General features: G+C 71.9%; 18 protein-coding genes. 15 read left to right on the forward strand and 3 right to left on the reverse strand.

The features are described 5' to 3' along the window. The first annotated feature begins 37 nt into the window (after positions 1-37). The 5 genes from ABZ635_RS09365 to ABZ635_RS09385 all read left to right on the forward strand — a co-directional run bounded on the left by ABZ635_RS09365 (position 38) and on the right by ABZ635_RS09385 (position 7,901). Complete coding sequence (locus tag ABZ635_RS09365) at positions 38-1,225, forward strand: alpha/beta hydrolase fold domain-containing protein (RefSeq protein WP_357761401.1); 1,188 nt, start codon at positions 38-40, stop codon at positions 1,223-1,225. Between the two features lie 709 nt (positions 1,226-1,934). Beyond that, on the forward strand, positions 1,935-2,597 hold the full coding sequence (locus ABZ635_RS09370; RefSeq protein ID WP_357761404.1) for an ABC transporter ATP-binding protein: 663 nt from the start codon (positions 1,935-1,937) through the stop codon (positions 2,595-2,597). Continuing rightward, positions 2,598-5,570, forward strand: a complete 2,973-nt coding sequence (locus ABZ635_RS09375) for an FtsX-like permease family protein (protein WP_357761407.1) — start codon at positions 2,598-2,600, stop codon at positions 5,568-5,570. Then, positions 5,557-6,858 (forward strand): MFS transporter, encoded by a 1,302-nt coding sequence (locus ABZ635_RS09380; protein ID WP_357761410.1) that lies wholly within the window; start codon positions 5,557-5,559, stop codon positions 6,856-6,858. Before ABZ635_RS09375 ends, ABZ635_RS09380 begins: the two co-directional genes overlap by 14 nt. Beyond that, positions 6,855-7,901, forward strand: a complete 1,047-nt coding sequence (locus ABZ635_RS09385) for a ketoacyl-ACP synthase III (RefSeq protein ID WP_357761413.1) — start codon at positions 6,855-6,857, stop codon at positions 7,899-7,901. The genes ABZ635_RS09380 and ABZ635_RS09385 overlap by 4 nt, the downstream gene beginning before the upstream one ends. On the opposite strand, the gene ABZ635_RS09390 is transcribed toward ABZ635_RS09385, so the two are convergent. Continuing rightward, entirely contained in the window at positions 7,877-8,134 is a 258-nt protein-coding gene (locus ABZ635_RS09390; RefSeq protein WP_357761415.1) for an acyl carrier protein, read from the reverse strand. The two genes, ABZ635_RS09385 and ABZ635_RS09390, sit on opposite strands and share 25 nt — an antisense overlap. A 93-nt stretch (positions 8,135-8,227) precedes the next feature. Between ABZ635_RS09390 and ABZ635_RS09395 the strand changes: the two genes are divergently transcribed. The 10 genes from ABZ635_RS09395 to ABZ635_RS09440 all read left to right on the forward strand — a co-directional run bounded on the left by ABZ635_RS09395 (position 8,228) and on the right by ABZ635_RS09440 (position 18,085). After that, positions 8,228-8,497: an acyl carrier protein gene (locus ABZ635_RS09395; RefSeq protein ID WP_357761418.1), complete on the forward strand. Its 270-nt coding sequence runs from the start codon at positions 8,228-8,230 to the stop codon at positions 8,495-8,497. Further along, the gene (locus ABZ635_RS09400) at positions 8,494-9,153 is read left to right on the forward strand and encodes a GNAT family protein (RefSeq protein WP_357761421.1); all 660 of its coding nucleotides are present in this window, start codon (positions 8,494-8,496) and stop codon (positions 9,151-9,153) included. The genes ABZ635_RS09395 and ABZ635_RS09400 overlap by 4 nt, the downstream gene beginning before the upstream one ends. Before the next feature lies 1 nt (position 9,154). Further along, complete coding sequence (locus ABZ635_RS09405) at positions 9,155-9,940, forward strand: SDR family NAD(P)-dependent oxidoreductase (RefSeq protein ID WP_357761424.1); 786 nt, start codon at positions 9,155-9,157, stop codon at positions 9,938-9,940. Then, a complete protein-coding gene (locus ABZ635_RS09410; protein WP_357761427.1) occupies positions 9,937-10,884 on the forward strand; it encodes an ACP S-malonyltransferase in 948 nt (315 codons plus the stop codon). The genes ABZ635_RS09405 and ABZ635_RS09410 overlap by 4 nt, the downstream gene beginning before the upstream one ends. Further along, positions 10,881-11,834, forward strand: a complete 954-nt coding sequence (locus tag ABZ635_RS09415; protein ID WP_357761429.1) for an ACP S-malonyltransferase — start codon at positions 10,881-10,883, stop codon at positions 11,832-11,834. Before ABZ635_RS09410 ends, ABZ635_RS09415 begins: the two co-directional genes overlap by 4 nt. Positions 11,835-11,847: 13 nt before the next feature. Then, positions 11,848-13,221, forward strand: a complete 1,374-nt coding sequence (locus tag ABZ635_RS09420; RefSeq protein WP_357761432.1) for a fatty acid--CoA ligase family protein — start codon at positions 11,848-11,850, stop codon at positions 13,219-13,221. Positions 13,222-13,775: 554 nt separating this feature from the next. Next, a complete protein-coding gene (locus ABZ635_RS09425) occupies positions 13,776-15,140 on the forward strand; it encodes a radical SAM protein (RefSeq protein WP_357761435.1) in 1,365 nt (454 codons plus the stop codon). After that, positions 15,137-16,132, forward strand: a complete 996-nt coding sequence (locus ABZ635_RS09430; RefSeq protein ID WP_357761438.1) for a hypothetical protein — start codon at positions 15,137-15,139, stop codon at positions 16,130-16,132. Before ABZ635_RS09425 ends, ABZ635_RS09430 begins: the two co-directional genes overlap by 4 nt. Then, positions 16,107-17,231: a hypothetical protein gene (locus tag ABZ635_RS09435; protein ID WP_357761441.1), complete on the forward strand. Its 1,125-nt coding sequence runs from the start codon at positions 16,107-16,109 to the stop codon at positions 17,229-17,231. Before ABZ635_RS09430 ends, ABZ635_RS09435 begins: the two co-directional genes overlap by 26 nt. Further along, positions 17,228-18,085, forward strand: coding sequence for a cupin domain-containing protein (locus tag ABZ635_RS09440; protein ID WP_357761443.1), 858 nt, complete (start codon positions 17,228-17,230; stop codon positions 18,083-18,085). Before ABZ635_RS09435 ends, ABZ635_RS09440 begins: the two co-directional genes overlap by 4 nt. A 37-nt stretch (positions 18,086-18,122) precedes the next feature. Here ABZ635_RS09440 and ABZ635_RS09445 read toward each other — a convergent pair whose 3' ends face one another. Together ABZ635_RS09445 and ABZ635_RS09450 are read right to left on the reverse strand one after the other, a co-directional pair. Continuing rightward, the gene (locus ABZ635_RS09445; RefSeq protein ID WP_357761446.1) at positions 18,123-19,754 is read right to left on the reverse strand and encodes a glutamate synthase-related protein; all 1,632 of its coding nucleotides are present in this window, start codon (positions 19,752-19,754) and stop codon (positions 18,123-18,125) included. A 229-nt stretch (positions 19,755-19,983) separates the two neighbouring features. Further along, positions 19,984-20,811: a peptidoglycan recognition family protein gene (locus ABZ635_RS09450; protein ID WP_357761449.1), complete on the reverse strand. Its 828-nt coding sequence runs from the start codon at positions 20,809-20,811 to the stop codon at positions 19,984-19,986. Between the last annotated feature and the right edge of the window lie 114 nt (positions 20,812-20,925).

Consider the following 20,925-nt stretch of genomic DNA (forward strand, 5'->3'; position numbering starts at 1 on the left):
GCTCGTATCGATACGGACGTATTAAGGTTGTGCTCGCTTGACCTCAAAGGCCCCCACCCGCTCACGGGCTCTCGTCACCGGCTCGGCACTGCTGGGCCTTCCCGGCCTGGCCGGGGTCGGCCTGGTGCTCCTGCCACCCCTGTCTCTCCAGATGTGGCAGGCCGCGCTGGTCGTGCTGGAGTTCTCGGCCCTCCTCGCGCTGCCCGCCCTCGTCGGGGCGGTGCTCGCGCTGAGAGCCCTGCGCTCGGGGGGCGGGCGCGGCGCCGCCGTGCTCGCGGGGGCCAACGCGCTCCTGATGGTCCTGGCGCTGGTCCCCTCGGTCTCCGTCTGGCAGACGGCCCGTGAGGAGGGCCTGCGGCTGGACCCCCTCCAGTACGCGGCCGGGTTCGCGACCCGGGCCGACCGCGAGCCGGTCACGGTCGAGTACGCCAGCCCCGGGGGCGAACCGTTGGAGCTCGACGTGTGGCGGCCCGAGGGCGGGGTGCCCGACGGCGCCCGGCTCCCGGTCGTGGTCAACGTGCACGGCGGCGCGGAGGACCTGCCGCAGAGCCTGCTGCCCCGATGGGACACCTGGCTCGCGGACAGCGGCGGCACCCGTGTGGTCTTCGACGTGGACTACCGCTACTTCCCCGACGGCGACTGGTCGGTCGCCCTGGCGGACGTGCGCTGCGCCCTGGGCTGGGTGCGCGAGAACGCCGCCGACTACGGCGGCGACCCCGAGCGGATCGCGCTCAACGGGCAGTCGGCGGGAGGGCTCCTGGTACTGCTCGCCGCGTACTCGGAGGAGCCCGCCCCCAGCTGTGACACCGAGGTCCCCGAGATCGGGGCGGTCGTCGCTTGGTACTCGGCGACGGACGGCACCGCCGAGGCGCCGCCCGTGCCCTGGCGTCAGCGCCGGTCGCCGGTGGGAGACGACCTGGTGGAGTCGAGTGAACGCATGGTCGGCGGTCCGCCGGAGGAGCACCCGCGGGAGTACGAGGCGATGTCGCCCATCCTCCAGGTCGACGAGGACAGCCCGCCCACCCTGCTCATCACCGCGGGCCACGACTTCTTCCTGGGAACCGAGGACAACGGCCGCATGGTCGACCGGCTCGCGTCGGTGGGGGTTCCCCATCACCACGTGGAACTGCCGTGGACGGAGCACATGTTCGATCTGAACTGGGGAGGGCTGTCCAGCCAGGTGGCCAGAAAGAGTATCGGCGACTTCCTGGGTGAACATTTGTAGTTCCTTTCGACGTAAGGCCTCCGGTTCGGGTGCGTGATTCCCTCGCCCGAACTCGGTGGTCTTCTTCGCCGTGCCCGCGTGTGGAGAAATGATCCGGTTTTCAACTTAATGCAGTCTTAAAAGAGTCTTAAGGTGGGGGAACCATGGGGTTCCGTTTTCTTTCGCGCGCCACCCGTTCGGGCGTTCTCCGGTGAACGTGAATGGCGGGAGAACGCGTTCTGGTTGTGTTCGACAGCGTTCGGTGTGCGCCGAGGGATCGCGTACCGAAAGGCTGAAACGCGTGCTGAGGCCCCTACGCACAGTGGTTCTCCAGGTTCCCGTCCGACCCGGTAGGGCTGGTGTGAAGTGGTTTGGGTCAGTCCCGGATTCCGCAAAGGCAATGGTGAGAAGGGTGTGTTGCGGGGTCGTGTGAGCAATGGTCAAACCATTCTCGCGAACCGGTACCCGGTTCCTTTGTCTCACTGGCTGAAACCTGCCGGGTATTGCGGTATCCGAATCTCCGAGAAGTGTTGACAAGGGTCATTTCCTCTGCTTCGATTTGGCACTCAGACGGAGATCTTCTTCGGAACTGAACGAGTGCACAGTGCCGCCGCGTGCCGCCGCTGGTCGGTGGCGGGGCGCGACACCAGTAAGGGAACCCGTGACCAACCCAGTCGTACGAGCAAAAGACATAACAAAGACATACGGTGATGGTCGGATCGCGGTTCCGGTGCTGCGCGGAGTTTCCCTGGACGTCGCCGAGGGCGAGTGGGTCTCGGTGATGGGGCCCTCGGGATGCGGCAAGTCGACGCTGTTGAACTGCGCGTCCGGCCTCGACCGGATCGACGGCGGGAGCGTGCTCGTCGAGGGGGACGACATCCACGCCATGTCCGAGCGCGGCCGCACCGCCTGGCGCGCGCGCCGCACCGGTTTCGTGTTCCAGGGCTACAACCTCATCCCGGTCCTGTCGGCCGTCGAGAACGTGGAGATGCCCCTCCTCCTGGGTGGGGTACGCCCGAGAGAGGCCCGTCGCAAGGCGCTCACGGCACTCACGCGCGTGGGGCTGGGAGAACGCTCCGACCACCTGCCCGCCCAGCTGAGCGGCGGCCAGCAGCAGCGGGTCGCGATCGCCAGGGGCATCGTGCACGACCCGGCCATCGTCTGGGCGGACGAGCCCACCGGCGCCCTCGACTCCTCCTCGACCTCCGAGGTGCTGGCGCTGCTGCGTGAGCTCCACGCCGACGGCCTCACCCTGATCATGGTGACGCACGACCCCGACGTGGCCGCCTTCGGCGACCGCGAGGTCCACATGCTCGACGGCCGCGTGGACCGGGTCGAGGTCACCAACGCGCGGACCGACCGCCAGGCCACTCCCGCCGGGGGCGACGAGTAGATGAACGACGCCATCACGCTGGCCGTCGCGGTCGCGTCCCCCCTCCTGCTGATAGGGCTCGCCGCGCTCTCCGCGCGCGGCAGGCTGAGCGTGCGCATCGCCGCCCGCAACGTCGGCCGGCGCCCCGGCCAGACCCTGCTCGTGGCCATGGGCCTGTCCCTCGCCGCGCTGCTGTTCTCCGCGTCCTTCACCCTGGAGTCCACGCTCCACCAGGCGATGCGGGCCCAGCAGACCGCCGACCTCGGCGGTATCGACGCCGTCGTCACCCCGGGAGGCGACGACCGGACCGGGGACGGTGACGCCCGGAGTACCGACGACCGGGACGACACCGACCGGGACGACACCGACGCCGATCCGTCCATGCTGGACCGCGACGACGTCCGTTCCATCGAGCGGGCGCTCGACGACCCCGACACCACCGTCTCCTCCCTACTGGCTCTGCGCCTGCCGGTCTCCCACGCACGGGCCGACCGCGGCGACCCGGGGCTCATGGTGCTCGGCGCCGCCAACAACGACACCGCGATCCGCCTTCTCGACGGTGACGGCGAGGAGATCGCCCGCGACGGCCTGGGCGCGGACGACGTCCTGCTGAGCGACGCCGCGGCGCGGGAACTGCGCGCCGAGCGCGGCGACACCGTCGAGGTCGCCGGGAGCCCGGCACGCGTCGTCGGCGTCTACGAGTCCGGGGCGCCGCTGACTCCGCCCGGCTCGGCCCTCGTACCGCTGTCCGCGCTCCAGCGCGCCACCGACCTCGACGGGCGGGTCAACACCGTCACCCTCTCCTACGGCGGCGAGGTCACCTGGGACGAGGACGAGGACCCCGTCCGCACCGACCTGTCTGGGCTGGTCGACGACCGTGGATGGGACGCCGAGCCGCTGCGCGCCTCCGCTCACGGCAGCGCCGACCGCCTCGCCAACGACCTGGCCACCCTCTTCCTCCTCTTCAGCCAGCTCTCGATGGTCGCGGGCGTGCTCCTCATCGTCCTGGTCGTCATGATGCTCGCGGGGGAGCGCCGTCAGGAGTTCGGCGTCCTGCGCGCCATGGGGATGAAGCGGGGCCGTCTGGGCCTGGTCCTCGCGGTCGAGGGGCTCGGCTACGCCGTCCTGGCGTCGGCGGCCGGGACACTGCTGGGCTGGTTCGCGGGAGCCGCCGCCTCGCGTGTGCTGAGCGACCGCGTCACCGACCCGTCCATGCCCGCCCCACCGCTGGAGTTCGGCTTCGACCCCGTGGCCATGGCGACCGCCTACCTCATCGGCGTCTGCGTGATCACGGCCGTGTTCACCCTGGCGGCCGTGCGCGCCTCCAAGGTCGACATCGTCGCGGCGCTGCGCGGGGCCGAGGTACCGCGCCGACGCCGCTGGTGGTCGGTTCCGCTGTTGGTGCTCGTCCTCCTCCTGGGCCTGGCCACGGCCGCTCTGGGAGTCCAGAACGGCACCGCGACCGAAACCCTGACCGGCCTCACGCTGGCACTCGGCGGGCTGGGCGCGCTCCTGCCCAGGGTGCGGGTGCCCGCCAGGGCCGCCCACTCGCTGTGCGCCGTCGCCGTGATCGCGCTCTGGTCCGTGCCGGGCGAGCTGTTCGGCGACACCGGCTCCGGCATCACGCTGTTCTTCCTCGCCGGTATGGCCCTGGTCGCCGCGGGCGTGTGGCTGTTCGTGGCCAACAGCGACCTCGTCCAGCGGTTCCTGCGCCGGGTCCTGTCGCCCCTGCCCGCGATGACCTCGGTCGTGCCCATCTCGGTGGCCTACTCCGTGCGCAACCGGGTCCAGGCCGGGATGACCATCGCGATGCTGAGCATCGTCGTCCTCACCATCACCCTCAGCGGGTTCGTCACCGCCGCCGTCAACCAGGTCTACTCCGACCACCGGTCGGTGACCGGGGGGTACGACGTGCGGGCGGAGTGGGTCGCCGCCCAGGGCGCGCCGCCCGAACTGCGCCGCGTGCTGGAGGAGAGCCCGCGCGTGGACACCGCGAAGCTCTCGGGCGTCGGCGGGTACGAGGAGGTGCGGGCCCGGGCCCGCCAGGTCGACGCCGACGGCGGGGCCGAGGAGGTCCGGGTCTGGGGCGCCGACGACGACTACCTCCTGGGCAACCGCTACCCGGTCTTCCTGCGCGCGGACGGCCTGGACACCTCCGAGGAGGTGTGGGACGAACTCCGCCGCTCCCCGAACACGGCTGTGGTCTCGGCGGCCATGATCCCCAGCGACTCCGCGGCCTTCGTGGGCGGCGGCGGCGACCTCGAACTGGAGGGAGTGGACGTCCTGGACGACCACCTCCCCGCGAACCTGCGGTTGGAGGTCACCGCCCCGGACGGCGGCCGCACCACGCTCCGGGTCATCGGTGTGGTCGACCGCAGCGCGGCCTACCTCGGCGACGTCGTCACCTCGTCAGAGGGGCTGAGCCGGGTCACCGGCCGGGACAGCGTTCCGGCGAACTGGTTCGTCCGGGCCCAGGACCCCGACGGGGCCGCGCGACTGGAGGTCGCCCTCCAGCGCGCGCTGATGGACCACGGCGTCACCACCACCCCCATGCGGGAGGAGGTCGAGTTCCAGGCCTCGTCCAACGGTGTCGTGCAGTGGCTGCTGATGGCGTTCATGGGCTTCGGCCTGGTCGTCGGCTGCGCCGCCCTCGGGGTGGTCAGCATCAGGTCGATCTCCGAGCGCCGCAACCAGATCGGCGTTCTGCGCGCCATCGGCATGCAGGTGTCCGGGGTACGCAGGCTCTTCCTGATCGAGTCGCTGGTCATCACCGTGAGCGGTATCGCCCTCGGTGTGGGTCTGGGCTTCGCGGTCTCGCCGGGGCTGGTCGACTCGCTGCGCGTGGACCTGCCCGGGGTCGTCTACACGGTCCCGGTGTCCGTGCTGGTCGGGGTCGTCGGGGTCACCCTGGTCTTCTCCACGGTCGTGTCGGTCCTGACGTCGCGAAGAGCGGGCGAGGTACCCCCTGCGGAGGCGCTCCGTGGCCAACCCTGAGCACACCCGCGCCCCCCTGCGCGTCAACCGGTCGTTCCGTATCCTCTGGACCGGTCAGTTCGCCGCGCAGCTCGGGCCGGGCATGGGGGCCGTCGCCTACCCCGTCATCCTCCTGGACCTGGGAGGCACACCGGCCCTGACCGGGTCGGTGACCTTCCTCCTGGGGGTGGCGGCGGTGGCCGCCCGGCTCCCCGCCGGGGCGGCGGCCGACCGGTTCGACCGGCGCGCGCTGATGATCGCGGCGCAGGGCACCCGGATGCTCGCGATGGCGGTCCTGTGCGCGGGGCTGTTCACTGGGGCGACCTGGATGCTGTGGCTGGTGGTGGTCGTCGCGCTGGTGGACGTGGTCGGGCACGAGGCCTACCGGTTCGCCGAGCGCGCCGCGCTGCGGCACATCGTGCGGCCCGGCGACCTGTCCGCGGCGGTCGGCCGCAACGAGGCGCGCAACCAGGTCGCCTCGCTCGTCGGACCGGTGCTCGGCGGGTGGCTGATGGCCGCGTCCCGGGCCCTGCCGTTCGGCGCGGCCGCCCTGGGCCACGCGTTCGCGGCGTTCGGGCTGCTCTTCGTCAAGGAGCGGTTGCAGGACCCGAGGACGCCCCGGGGTTCCGGGGGCGGGGGCAGGCACCACACCTGGACCGAGGCGTTCACGTGGATCTGGGCGCGCCCCGAGCTGCGGGTGCTGCTGCTCAGCTGCGTCACCCCGAACCTGGTGATCACCGGTGTCGTGCTCACCGTCGTCATGGTCGGCGCCGAGGCGGGCGTGGGCACCGGCCAGATCGGGACGGTGCTCGGCGTCGCCAGCCTCGGCGGGATCTGTGGCGCGCTGGGCGCCTCGGCCCTGCTGCGCAGGTTCTCCTCCCGGACCCTGGTGCTGGCCGCGCTGTGGTGGCTCCCCGTCACGGTCGTGGTCGCGATCCCCCTCGTCGACCACTGGACGGTGGTGTTCCCGCTCGCGGGGGCCATGGCGGCCGCGCCGCTGCTGTCCATCATCCTCGGCACCTACCAGCTCCTGAACACCCCCGACCGGCTCCAGGCCCGGGTGGGCAGCGCCTGCACGTTCGTCACGGGCGTCGCCGCGCCCCTGGGACCCCTCGCCGCGGGGTTCGGTCTCCAGTTCGCCGGAACCCCGCCCCTGTTCCTGGGCTTCACCCTGCTCATGTCGGTCGTCGCCGTGTGGGTCTCCCTCGACCCCAGCACACGGCGGCTGAGCTCCCTCCCCGCGTCCCCGGACCGCTCTCCGGGGACACCCCCTGACCAGGCACCCCCCAGTGCGAAGGAAGTGTCATGAGACCACACCAGGATGTCCCCTCCACCTCCGGCAGCACGCTTCCCCACAGGTACCCCGTGGGAATCCTGGGGGTCGGTTCCCACGTCCCCGACACCGTGGTCACCAACGAGGAGCTCTCGCGGCGCCTCGACACGAGTGACGAGTGGATCGTCGCGCGGACCGGCATCCGCGAACGCCGGTTCCTGCCCGAGGGGGTCGGCACCACCGACATGTGCGTCGCCGCGGCGGAACGCGCTCTGGAGGAGGCTCGGACCGACGCCGCCGACCTCGACTGCGTCATCGTCGCGACCTTCACCTTCGACCAGCTGCTGCCCTCCACCGCGCTGACGGTGGCCGAGCGGATCGGCGCCCGCCGTGCGGTGGCGCTCGACCTCAACCAGGCGGCGTGCTCGGGCGGACTGTACGGCATGTGGACGGCGCTGCACCTCTTCCAGGGGGGACAGTTCCAGCGGGTGCTGGTGATCGGGGCCGAGGCGCTCTCGCGCATCACCGACCCCGACGACCGCTCCACGCGGGTGTTCTTTGGCGACGCGGCGGGCGCCGCCGTCCTCGGGCCGGTGGAGGAGTCCAGCGGGGTGCTGTCCTGGAGCCTGGGCGGGACCCTCTCCCACGGGGTGGAGGTCCCGGCGGGGGGAACGCGCGAACCGTTCGGCCCCGAGGTCGTGGGCACCGGCCGCCACTACCTCAAGATGAACGGTCCGGAGGTGTGGGAGCAGGTCATGACCCGCGTCCCGCCGAGCGTCGAGGAGACGCTCAAGCTCGCCGGTCTGCGCGCGGACGAGGTCGACCACTACGTCTTCCACCAGGCCAACAAGAACCTCGTGACCGGCCTCATGGACGCGCTGGGACAGCCCAGGGAGAAGGCCGTGACCACCATCGAGGAGTACGGCAACACCGGTGCCGCCACGATCTTCACGGTGCTCGACCGGCTCCAGAGGAGCGGCCGGCCCCGCGCGGGCGAACACGTGCTGATCGCCGTCATCGGGGCCGGCTTCCTCTGGGGCAGCATGTGCCTGCGTCAGCAGGCCGCCCCCGCCGCCTGAGCGCGGACCAGGTCCAGCAGGTCCCCCACACTGCCGAGGTCCTCGAACCCCTCCTCCGGGACCTCCACCCCGCACCTCTCCCTGATCAGTAGACGAATCTCGTATCCGGCGATCGAGTCCACCCCCACGTCCTGGAGGAGGTCGCCCCTCGTGATCGGCGTTCCCGGGGCGTCAGTCGCCTCCTGAACGATGTCGAGGACCACCGATTCGTCCGCTGTGAATTCCGCTGCCATGTGTTCCTCGTTCCCGCCGTTCGATGAATACGTGTCGAGCAGGAATGAACATACAAGAACATCCATCATCCCCACAGTGATTGGAATGGACAGATGAGTAAGACCGAGTCGTTCGAAAGTGAAGTCAAGAAGGTCTATGTGGAGTTGTTCGAACTCGACGTCGACCCCGAGTCGATCGGCGGCGACGAGGAACTGTTCGGCCCCCAGTGCGACTACGGGATCGACTCCATGGACGTCCTGAGGTTTCTCGCCGACCTGCGCCAGCGCTACGACCTCGACGTCTCCGAGATCGCCACCGAGACCTTCCGTACGCCCGCCTCGATCGCGCTCTTCCTGTCCGAGCGCCGGGGGGCGGGCGAGTGAAGGGCGCCCTGGTCACCGTCTCCGCGATCGAGGAGGACGAGTTCCCGCTGGTCGCCCAGTGGTTCCGGCGCGGCATGGTCGGGGCGCTCAGTACCGGCGGCTCTGCCCGGTTCACGAGCACGTCGGACATCCGCGGCGCCATCGCGGCGGGGCCCGAGAAGTACGCGATGGTCCGCACGCACGACGGGGTCCCTGTCGGCCTGGTGCAGTGGCGCCAGCGCAAGTACCCCGGTAGCTACACCGTCGGCGGGGTCATCGGCGACAGCGAACTCTGGGACTCGGGGTGCGGGGGCGAGGCGTCGTGGCTGCTGGTCCACGAACTGTTCCACGCCCACAACGCGCACCGGGTCGAGTTCGTCACGGCCGCCTTCAACGTCCGCGTCGTCCGCATGATGATCAAGTCCGGAATGGTGATCGAGGGGGTCCTGCGCGACTACTTCTTCCTCGACGGCGCCTACCACGACGCGGTCGTCACCTCCTACCTGCGCGAGGAGTACTACGGCGCGGACGAGAGCGGCATGACCGGCGACGCCTTCTTCGGTGACACCGTCCCCGCCTCGGACAAGGCCGAGGCGCGCGCGCTGCTGCGCGCGTACATGCGAGACCAGTGGCCCCGGGACATCCGCCGGGCCTACGCGGAAGCAGAGGAGTCGTGAGATGACCAAGGAACTCGAAGGCAGGGTCGCCCTCGTCACCGGCGGCGGCAGCGGACTGGGCCGTGCCGTGGCGACCCGGCTGGCCGACCTCGGAGCCACGGTGGCCGTGGGCTACCTCAACCGGTCCGAGGTGGCCGAGAAGACCGCCGAGGAGATCAGCGCGGCCGGGGGCACGGCCCGTGCCCTCAGGGTCGACGTGCGCGACTACGAGGGCGTCTCCGCCGCCGTCCAGGGTCTGACCAAGGAGTACGGCCGGATCGACGTCCTGGTCAACAACGCCGGGATCTGCACAGCGGGCACCATCGTCTCCACGGACTCCACCGAGGGGTGGACGGACGTGATCCAGACCAACCTGGTGGGCGCCTACCACTGCATCAAGGCGTGCGCGCTGCCGATGATGCTCCAGGGGTCCGGCGCGATCGTCAACGTCTCCTCCATCCTCGGCCTGGTCGGCAAGGGCGGCCTGAGCGCCTACTGCGCCAGCAAGGCGGGACTGACGGGGCTCACCGCGTCCCTGGCCGCCGAGTTCGCCATGCACGGGGTCCGGGTCAACGCCGTCGCCCCCGGCTACTCGGACGACACCGGGATGATCCAGCAGTTCCCGATCGAGCAGAAGGAGGTCATCATCAACGAGCGCATCCCCCTGCGGCGTCCGGCGCGGCCGGAGGAGATCGCGGAGACGGTCGTCTTCCTCGCCCGCGACGGTTCCAGCTACATGACCGGGCAGACCATGGTGGTCGACGGCGGTCTGACGTCGGTGATCCGGGGGATGGCGAAGACACGATGAGCGAGCGGACCGCGATCCTGTTCAACCCCCAGGTCGCCATGCGCCCGGGGGACTACCGCGACCTGTACGAGGCCCTGCCCCGGGTGCGGCGCCGCCTGGAGCAGGCCTCCGAGGCGGTCGGCGTCGACCTGGACGAGGCCTTCCACTCCGCCGACGCGGACCTGGTCAACCAGGGCCCGCTGATCCGGCCCATGTCGGTGGCCTTGGGCGTGGCGCTGTACGAGTCCCTGCCCGACCGGTACCGCGAGGGCGCGGCGTACATGGCGGGTCTGAGCCTGGGCCAGATCACGGCGGCCGCGGCCGCAGGGGCCCTCGCGTTCGACGACGCGGTGCGCACCGTGCGGACCATGGCCACGGTCGAGGGGGAGGTCTTCTCGGGCCGCGACTACGGGAGCACGTTCTGCTACTGCGTCGACCTGCCGTCCGTGTTCGCGAAGATCGAGGAGCTCACCGCCCGGGGGCTGGACGCCGCTCCCTGCGCCGTCACCGGTGACGACCAGATGGTCGTCTCCGGGGAGGCCGCGGCGCTGACGGCCGTCAACGAGCTCGCGGCCGCCGGGGGCGGGGTCGGCGTCCGCATCCCGCACGGGCCGCCCGGGCACGCGCCGATGCTGGCGCCCGCCGAGGAGCGGTTCGCGGCGGAGTGGGGGCAGCGCGACCGGGTACGGACCCCCGACGTGCCGCTGATCTGCAACATGGACTCCACCCCGCTGTCCACGGCGGAGGAGGTGCGCGACGCCCTGATCCGCCAGTACACCCGCACCGTGCACTGGTCGCGGGGGATCGAGCGCCTCCTGGAACTCGGCACGACCCGGTTCGTCGTGGTCGGCCCGGGCCACTTCATCGGCAAGTCCTTCCGGTTCATGACCCTGGCCCGGCGGGCAGAGGTGGTTCGCTTCGACCAGGCGTCCTCCTTCGAGGACGCGTTGGCGGTCCGGTCATGAGGGCTGTCCTTTTCGGCGGGACGGTGCCGCCGCTGCACGCCAAGGTCGGCGAGTTCCTGGAGACCGACCCCTACGCCCGCCAACGGCTGGAGGAGGCGGAGGAGGTCCTGGGCCACCGGGTCCTGTCCGGGTTCGCCGGTGCCACGGAGTCCTACTCGCCCGAGGTCCGGCGGGCCTACCTCGTCACCTGCGCGGCCCTGGCCGACCGGGTCCGGGAGGAGGAGGGGGCGGAGTCCGGGGTCTGCGCGGCCGCGAGCATCGGTCACCTCCCCGCCCTGCACTTCTCCGGAGCGCTGTCCTTCGCGGACATGATGCTGATGGGCGAGGCCGTCGCCACCTGCGAGAACGAGTGGAACGCCACCGATCGTGGCCGGGTCTCGCACTTCATGTACCGGGTCGGACGGGAGCGTCTCGCGCAGCTGCGCGAGGACGTGGAGGCAGGGGGAGGGTGGGCGGAGGTGGCGGGCCACTTCAGCGACACCATCCACCTGCTCAACGTCTCCGCCGAGAGCCTGCCCGCTCTCGAACGGGCCGTCCGGGCCGGGGGAGGGGTGCCCGTGCTCACCTTTCCCCAGGCCGAGCACAGCGGCGTGAACGCTCCGCTGCGCGACCGGATCGGGCGGGCCCTGTCCGGGTTCGCCTTCCGGGACGCTCGGCTCGGCCTGGTCCGGGGGTCGGACGGCGCGCTCGTCGACTCCGCCCGGGACCTGCGGGCCCTGCTGCGGGACGACTGCGTCACACCGGTCGACTTCCCCCTGGTCGTGGACCGGCTTCGCGCCCTCGGGGTGGACCGGGTCCACGTGATCGGGCCGGGCAACCTGTTCGAGCGGCTCACCAAGGAGCACTTCGACGTCACCGTCCTGGTGCCCGACGCTCGGGCGCGCGGCCTGGAGGTACCGGCCTCGGGGCCGGCCCGGGTGCGCCGCGACCGGGTCCCGACCACCACATGAGCGGAGGAGTCAGGTGACAGGAAGACTCGTCATCGACGGCGAGGAGGTCCCGCGCGGCCGACTCGACCGCGACAGCGCGGCCCTGACCGGGGCCCTGGCCTCCGCGGGCGCCGGGCCGGGGCGCGGGGTCGTCATCGCGCGCGACGACCCCTACACGGCCGTGGTCACGGCCCTGGCGGCCGAGTCGCTCGGAGCCCCGGTCCTGTGCCAGGGGGAGCGGTGGCGCAGCGTGGCCCGTACCCGCAGGGTGGCCGCGGTGGTCACCCCGGGCGGGGACGGCTCCCCTGGGGCGCGGCCCCAGGGGGACACGGGTCTGCCCGACTTCGCGGAGACGGCGCACACCCTGCTCTACACCTCGGGGAGCAGTGGCGAACCCAAGGCGGTGGAGCTGTCGCGCTCGGCGATCGGCTACCACCGGAACGAGGTCGCCGCCCACGCGGAGATCACCTCCCGGGACCGCATGCTGGTGCCGATGTCCCTCCTCAACTCCTACGGCTGGGGCATCGTCCAGTACTGGTTGGAGCACGGGTTCGAGATGCACGTGGAGTCCCGGCTGAGCCTGGACCGGGTGGCGGGGCTGCTCCGTGGGGGCCGCTACACCCGGCTGGACGGGGTCGGCTCGATGTACGCGGCCCTGCTGGCGGCGGCCCGCCGCGACCCGGAGCTGGCGACCGCGCTGGGCGCCCTGGACCTGCGCGGCTGCGGGGGCGACGTCCTTCCGGTCGGTCTGGTGCGCGCCTACGCCGACCTGGTCGGCGGACCGATCCACGACGGGTACGGACTCTCGGAGACGGTGGCGTGGGTGACGCAGTCGCTGCCCGGTGACTGGCGGCCCGGCACCGTGGGACCGCTCATCAGGGGGTCGTCCGCCCGGATCGACCCGGCCGAGGGGGAGGTCCTCCTCCACGGGCCGGGCCTGATGGACGGCTACCTGGACGACGACGCGGCGAACACGGACGCCTTCACCGCGGACGGGTGGCTGCGCACCGGGGACCGGGGAACGGTCGATCCCGACGGCCACCTGACCATCGAGGGCCGGATCAAGGAGTCGTTGGTGGTGCACGGGGAGACCATTCCGCCGAGGTTCGTCGAGGACGTCCTGGCCGCCTGCGACCCGGTGCGCGAGGCCGCGGTGGTGGGCGTCCCGACCGGGCTGGCCCGGGGTGACCGGCTGGTCGCCTTCGCGGTGGTGGAGCCCGGGGACCGGGAGGAGGCGCTCGCGCGCGTGCGCGACGCCCTCAGGGAGCACCTGCCGGTGCACCAGCGGCCCCGGGAGATCCACCTGCTCGACGAGTTCCCGCGCACGCGGACCGACAAGCCGGACCGCCGTGCCCTCCGGGCCCGGGCCGCCGCCCTCCACGAGAAGGAGACGACCCCCGCCCCCTGACCCCCGGCGTGCGCGCGGGGTGACCGGAGGAACGCGCATCCGGTCCGCCCCGCCGGGCCGAGGCGTGGTCGGCGAAGGAGAAACAGGAGATTCCCCCTCTCCTCATTCTCTTTCTCCATGCACGCCCCGGCTGTTTTGTCATGCCATTTTTTCGGCGTTCTCGGTTGTGCAAAAAAAGCCCGCGAAAGCCCCGCTCGAGTGTTGACACGGGAAAAATCGGACTCCTAGACTCGGCACCGTTCGCAGATGCTTCGGCGCGAATGTCAAGGATGCAACCCGGAGAATTCGGGTCTGCCTGTCCCGGTTTTTCCGGCCCATTTTCCAGTTTTATTGAGAGGAATGGTTCCCATGCAGGAGTTCGAGGAGATCATCACCGAGTCCATCGCCGGTGACGAGGTTTCGGTCATCGACTTCGGCTGCTAGCAGCCCCCGTGACCGCCCTCGGCCCAGGAGGCTGAGGACGTGGTAGCTACAGGCCCCGTGGCGGGACCGGAGGACCCCGGTCCCCGCCACGGGGTCCTGGTCTCCCCACCCGCGCCACAAGAGGACTGCCCATGGCTGACACCACCGTCACCGGTACCTTTCGACCCTCCAGGTTCAACGTCGTCACCAGGACCGACGACGGTGACGCGGTCGTGCTGTACAACTCCATGCGCGGAAGCGTCTTCCGCGTCCGGGACCCCCTCGGGGAGCGGGTGCACGCCCTGCTGCACAACCGCAGGGGCCTCCTGAACCGGCCGGACCCCGCCGACGAGGCCCGCCTGTTCGACACCCTCGTCACCAAGGGCTTCCTGGTGGCCGAGGACCACGACGAGCTCGCGGACGCCGACGACCTGCGCGAACGGCGCAAGAACCGGACCGACCGCCTCGAACTGATCATCATGCCGACCGAGGCGTGCAACTTCCGGTGCACCTACTGCTACGAGGACTTCGCCCTGGGCCGGATGCTCACCGAGGTGCGGGAGGGCGTCAAGGAGCTGGTGCGGCGCCACCGCCGCGAATACGGCATCGAGCGGCTCACGGTCGCCTGGTTCGGCGGCGAACCGCTGGTGGCCTTCGACGTGATCGAAGAGCTCAGCACCTTCTTCCTGGAGTTCTGTGCGGAGGAGGGCATCGAGTACGCCGCCGGGATCACCACCAACGGCCTCCTGCTCACCCCCGAGGTCGCGCGGCGCTGCGTCGAGCTGGGCATCAGCAACTACCAGGTCACCCTGGACGGCCCCGCGCACACCCACGACTCCTCGCGGTTCCTCATGGGCGGCGGCCGGACCTTCGACGACATCGTCGCCAACCTCACCTCGATGGCCGGGACGGACGCGGACTTCACCGTGATCGTCCGGACCAACTTCACCGAGGCCAACAGCGTCCACGTGCCCGAACTCATCGATCAGCTGGGCGGCCTGTACGCGGGCGACCCCCGGTTCCGGGTCATCTACCGTCCCGTCGGTGACTGGGGAGGGCCCCAGGGCGAGGAGTCCGAGGCCTACGCGGGCAAGCAGGCGGAGATGACCAAGCTCGACCTGTGCTCGAACGCCGTGGAGGCGGGGCTGGCCCCGGCCGACGACGTGTTCCTCAAACCGAACGGCTCGGTCTGTTACGCGGCCTCCCCGTGGTCCTTCGTGATCCGGCCCAACGGGGTGGTCAACAAGTGCACGGTCGCGTTGCGCGACCCCCGCAACGCGGTCGGACAGCTCACCGCAGAGGGCGACCTGGGGCTGGACCCCGAGCTCATGAGCCTGTGGGTCGACAACGACGACGCCAAGGACACCGGCTGCCACTCCTGCTTCTTCCGGCCCTCCTGCCAGGGCGCGCACTGTCCCCTGGTGCGCATCCAGGAGGGCAAGCGGCCCTGCCCGCCGCAGAAGGTGTGGATCGGTCCCACCATCACCACGGCGGCGTCCGCCGGGGGAGCGCGGTGAGCGCCGGGCACCGCGCGGAGGTCGCGGTCGACGACGACGGCACCTGGTGCGCCTGGACCGACACGACCGGCCGGGTCAGGGCGATGGCGCTGCGGGGACCCGAGAGCGGGCGGATCGTCGGCCTGGGGCCAGGGGCGTCCGTGCGCGCCGGTGCCGGCACGGGTCGCTTCCTCCTCCAGGACGGCGACCGCGTCCGCTCGTGGAGCCCGGCGGCGGGTGCGCGCGAGGAGGCGCGGGCCGCGCCCGGAGCGCTCCTGCTCGAAACCCGCGGCGCCGGTCCGGACGGGCGAACCCGGCTCGTCACCGCCACCTCGGAGGAACTCGTCCTGCCGTCCGCGACGGGGGCGCCGACGGTGCGCCCGCTCGACGCCCCCGCCCTGCTCCTGGCCTGGCAGCACCGGCGGCGGGCGGTGCTGTGCGTGCTGTCGGACGGAACCGTCCTCAGGGCGGACCCGGCCACCGGGGAGGTGACGGCCTCCGCGCTCTCCGGTGGCGGGCACCACCGCCTGGCCTGTTACGAGGAGGTGTTGGGCGGCGTCTGGGCGGTCCTCGAGGACGCCCCGAGGACCCTGCGGTTCCACCGCACGGAGACCGACCCTCCCGAGGCCGTCTACCGGCTGGACCTCGAAGAGCCGCCCGAGGAGGTCCGCGCCTCGCACAGCGGGGAGTGGCTCATCGCCCGGAACCCCGGACGGCGGCCCACCCGCCTGGTCAACGTCAACAGCGGCCGCGCCTTCGACGTGCCCGGCGAACTGGCCGCGCGCGGCGCCCCCTGCGTGTTCTCCTTCGACAACCGCCTGATCAGCGTGGAGGGCGACGCCGTCGAGTCGCTGCCGGTCCCGGCGCGCGCGGACATCCGCTCCCGCGACGGCTCCCTGGACATCGACACCTTCTGGGAGGCCCCGCCCCAGATGCACCGGGCCTCGCGCCCGCAGCGGCCCGCACCGAAGAACAAGGAGGTGGACGATGGACGCGTCCGCGCCCGTTCGTGACCTGCCCCTGCGCCTGTTGTCCCCCGAGAACCGCCTCACCAAGACGTCGGTGTGGGAACGGGCCCGGGAGTGCGCCGCCGAGATGGAACGGGCCTCCCGCCGGGCCTCCTTCGACGTCGACGCCTACTGCCGGGCCGCGAACCGGGGCGCCCTCGTCCTCGCGATGGCCGGTGACCTCGCCGAGAGCGAGAGGTCCTGCTGGCGCCAGGCCCGTGTGCTGCTGTCCCTGGTCCGCGGCGGGGTCCTGCCCCGATCCGAGACGGTCCGGGTGCTCCAGCCCTGGATCAACATCGGTCGGCTCCGGGTGATCCGGGGCGACTGGGAGGGGGCCCTGCCCCACTTCCCCGCTCCGGAGGGACTGGCCGACGCGGGCGTGTTCGCCTCGGGGGCCTATCCCGAGCACGGGCTGACCCCGGACGAGGCGGAGAGCGCCCTGGGGACCGAGGCCGGTCGGACCTTCGTCACCCACACCCACGTCGTGGAGACGGCCAAGGCGCTGGCGCGCGGGCGGCGCGAGGACCTGCTGGCCGCGCACGTGAGCCGCTGGCGCGGCACCGCCCGCGCGCTCCCGCACGTGAGGGAGGCCTCCGCGCTGCTCGCCCTGCGCGCGGGCGCGCGGGTTCCCGAACCCGCGCCGGACTCCGTGCCGACTCTGGCGTCCGCCGCCGTCGAGGTGCACGCGGCCTCCGCCGACGCGGCGCGGACCGACACCCTCCTGCGGGCCCTGGACGCCCTGGCCGAGGGCGCGCCCTCCGCCGACCTGGTGACCGTCCTGCGCGCGGGGGCCGGGGCGCTGCTCGCCCGGGGGCGTGAGGAGGACGGGGCCCGGGTCCTGCGCCGTACCGCGCGGGTCTGCCGCGCCCTGCGGGACGAGGCGGAACTGTTCGCGGTGCTCGGTGAACTGGCCGGGACGGACCCGGAGTCGGGAGCCGCCGAGGAGGCCCGGGCCGTCGCCGCCGACAGCGGCTACGCCTTCGTCCGTGCCCGGAGCGGACTACCGCCGCTGCCACCCGCCGAGCGCGAACCCCGCCTGGCGGTCCTGCTGGCCGCCGAGAGGGAAGCCGAGTCGCGTACGAGCCTCGCCAGGGAGACCACATGACGACACGACACCGCGGTACACCGACCCCGGGGACGCTGCCGGTCCTCGAACGGCTCGTCGGGGACGCCGACGCCTTCCTGCGGCACTGGGAGCACACCCCGGTCGTGGCGGCGGCGGGCCCGGCCGTCCGGGAGGCCTTCCCCCTGGAGGCGGCGCTGTCCCTGCTGGACCGGCCCGGGCTCCCCGCGTCCTGCTTCCGGGTGTTCCAGCAGGGGGCTCCGCTCGCGCGGGAGCGGTTCGCCACCGCCCGGGGGCGCCCGGGCCGGGGCCGGGAGGAGGTGGCCGACCGCGCCGCCCTGCTACGGGCCCACGACGCGGGCGCGACCATCGTCTTCGAGGAGGTCCGCCTCCTGGTCCCCGAGGTGGAGCGGCTGGCGTCGGCCCTGGAACGGGAGCTGGGTTTCGGTGTCTACTGCGCGGCCTTCCTGACCCCCGCGGGCAACTCGGGGGTGCGCCCCCACTACGACCTGGCCAGCGGGTTCCTGTGCCAGGTCCACGGGTCCAAGTCGTGGTCGGTCGGGGCCCCGGAGACACCGTGGCCGACGGTGCCGAGCGCGGACACCCAACCGGAGTTCGAGCCGGTCCTGGAGACGGTGCTCACCCCGGGGCGGACGCTCTACATTCCGCGAGGGCACCCGCACGCCGGGGCGGCCACCGACGAACTCTCGCTCCACCTGTCCTTCGCCGTCGTCCCCCGCACCTGGCGGGACGTCCTCCTGTCCCACCTGCGCGGGGGCGGCGGGCACGAGGCGCTGCGGGAGATGCTGCCCCTGGGCCACGCCGACCTGGACGACCGGCACCTGCTGGAACGCGCCGTGGAGCGGCTGACCCGGGAGGTGGGACCACGGGGGTGAGCGCGGTCCGCGAGTCGGCGGGGCACCGGCGCCGCCCTCAGGCGGAGACCCCGCCGTAGGCCACACCGGACAGGTCGGCGAGTTCGCGTTTCCAGGCCACCAGGTCGTCGGGGTTGAACCCGCCCAGGTGGTCGTGGCCGCAGGCTCGCGCCATCACCTGCATGAGCTCCACCGACGCGCGCAGGAAGCGGTCGAGGCGTTCGGCGGCCTCCGCGACGGGGAGCCGGGCGCGCAGGTGCGGTCGCTGGGTGGCGATGCCCACCGGGCAGTTGTTGGTGTGGCAGGCCCGCATGCCCAGGCAGCCGATCGCCTGCATGGCGGAGTTGGCGACGGCCACGGCGTCGGCGCCCAGGGCCAGCGCCTTGACGAAGTCGGCGGGGACCCTCAGGCCGCCGGTGACGATCAGGGTGACGTCGCGGCGGCCCAACCGGTCCAGGTGGCGCCGGGCCCGGGCCAGGGCGGGGATGGTCGGCACCGAGATGTTCTCCCGGAACAGCAGCGGGGCGGCCCCGGTGCCGCCGCCCCGGCCGTCCAGGATCACGTAGTCCACCCCGATCCGCAGCGCGGCGTCCAGGTCGCGTTCGACGTGCTGGGCCGACAGTTTGAAGCCCACCGGGATGCCTCCCGTGGCCTCGCGCACCTCGGCCGCCACCCGGCGGAAGTCGGCGATCGAGACCAGGTCGGGGAAGCGGGCCGGAGAGATGGCGGGGCGGCCCTCGGGGACCTCGCGCACCTCGGCGATGCGCCCGCTCACCTTGCTGCCCGGCAGGTGGCCTCCGGTCCCGGTCTTGGCGGCCTGGCCGCCCTTGAAGTGGAAGGCCTGGCAGCGGGCCACCTTGTCCATGGAGTAGCCGAAACGGGCGGAGGCGAGCTCGTAGAAGTAGCGGCTGTTGGCCTCCTGCTCCACCGGGAGCATCCCGCCCTCTCCCGAACAGATTCCGGTTCCGGCCAGTTCGGCGCCCCGGGCCATCGCGGTCTTGGCCTCGGCGGAGAGCGCGCCGAAGCTCATGTCCGAGACCAGCAGGGGGATGTCCAGTGTGAGGGGGCGGCGGGCGTTGGGGCCGACCACCACCTCGGTGCCCACCGGGTGGTCGTCGAGCAGCGGGGGCGTGTGGAGCTCCGCGGTGACGATCTGGAGGTCGTCCCAGGAGGGGAGCTCGCTCCGGGGCACACCCATGGCCGCCACCTCACCGTGGTGGCCCACCCGGCTGAGCCCCTCCGAGGCCAGCTCGTGGATACGGTCGTTGAACGGCTCGTCCGGGGTGCCCGTGAAGTCGGCGTAGGAGCCCTGGTAGGCGGTGCGGTCGTAGTTCTGGGGGTGCTCGCGTTCCCAGGCGAGGACCTCCTCCTCGTCGACCCAGACCGCGCCGTCCTCCACCCAGGCCCCGAACCGTTCCAGGTCCTCGCCCTCGTAGTAGAGGTTGACGCCGCTGCGGGCGTCGTAGGTGGAGCCGTGCACGCCGCAGACCAGCCGGTCCCCGTCCTGGACGGTGGCGTCGGACATGAGCGCTCCCCGGTGCCGGCACCGTCCGTACAGGACCCGTACCCCGTCATCGCTGCCGGTGTCCCCCGGCAGGCGCAGGACGACCAGGTCGACGTTGGAGACGCGCGCGTGCGCCGGCCGGAGCGGTTCGAGGCCGTCCCAGTCGGCTACCTTCGTGGCCCGCATGACGTGCTCCTCCGGTCGTGGGTGCCGGCGCGGTCACGTCCGTGACGCCCGTGCGCGCGGACGGCGGTCACGGCAGAGTGTAGTGAGATGATGACGTGGAGTGACGTTCGACATGCCTGGTCGGCCGAGCGCGGCGGTGCCCGCCCGTCCCGGACGTGGACCGGGTCGGGCGGGCACCGTGGGAGGGTCGAGAGTGACACCGAACGGGGTGATGTCCTCTGCGTCGCGGCTAGCGGGAGATGTCGTCCGGGCCCCGCAGCGGGCCGTGGTAGAACTCGTGGTCCGGCTCGTCGTCCGGGACCGGCGGGAAGGTCGGGCCGTCCACGACGTTCGCGGGCGCGGCGGCGATGGGCAGGCCCTGGGCCCGCATGGTCTGCGCGACCCTGTTGCGCAGCTCGGGGAGCATGGAGTAGAGCACGTCGCCGGGGCACGCCGTGGCGTTGAAGTCACGGTGTCCCCGGATCGCGCTGCCCGGGTTGAGGCCGTACGCCCCGCACAGCCAGGCCAGGGTGTCGACCAGCGTGTTCGTCAGGGCCTGGGTGGGGCCCTGGGTCATGTAGGTGCCCTCGTTCTCGATGCCGATGCACGTGTTGTTGTTGTTCGCCACGTGGGCGCCCACGACGTGGTGGCCGGCCGCGATCGACTCGGGGGTGCGGTCGCGCCCCTCCATGAGGTGGCCGCCCCGGCTGATGGTCAGCTGCTGGCCGGTGTCGATCCAGCCGTTGCTGTCCATGTGGTAGTTCTGGATCGACTTGGACAGGTTCAGCGCGTGGTCGAGCGTGTAGTTGGTGCTGTTGGCCGTCGCGGTGTGGTGGACCACGATGTACTGCGGCCGGTTGGCCAGCACCTGGATGGGGCCGCTCGGCGGGCGCGCGTTCCAGGCGCCGCGCCAGTACAGGTTCGGGGCCGCCTGGGCGGCGGCGTCCGTGGTCTCGGCGGCGGCGCCGCCCGCGCCCAGGGCACCGAGCGAACCGCCGAGGACCGCCGCGCCCGAGGTGAGGGCCGCGGTCCTCAGGAGGGCGCGTCTGTCCATTCCGGAGTGGGGGATACTCGTCATGGCCGTCCTTCGTGTTCGGCGTGGTTACTTGCCAGTCAATAAAGAACACGGAAGGCCGTCGTGTGCAAAGGGAGTGAAGGGCGAATTCTGATGACCGGGACCGGCCAGCAGAAT

The sequence above is a fragment of the Nocardiopsis sp. NPDC007018 genome (genome assembly GCF_040635075.1).
GTDB lineage: Bacteria > Actinomycetota > Actinomycetes > Streptosporangiales > Streptosporangiaceae > Nocardiopsis.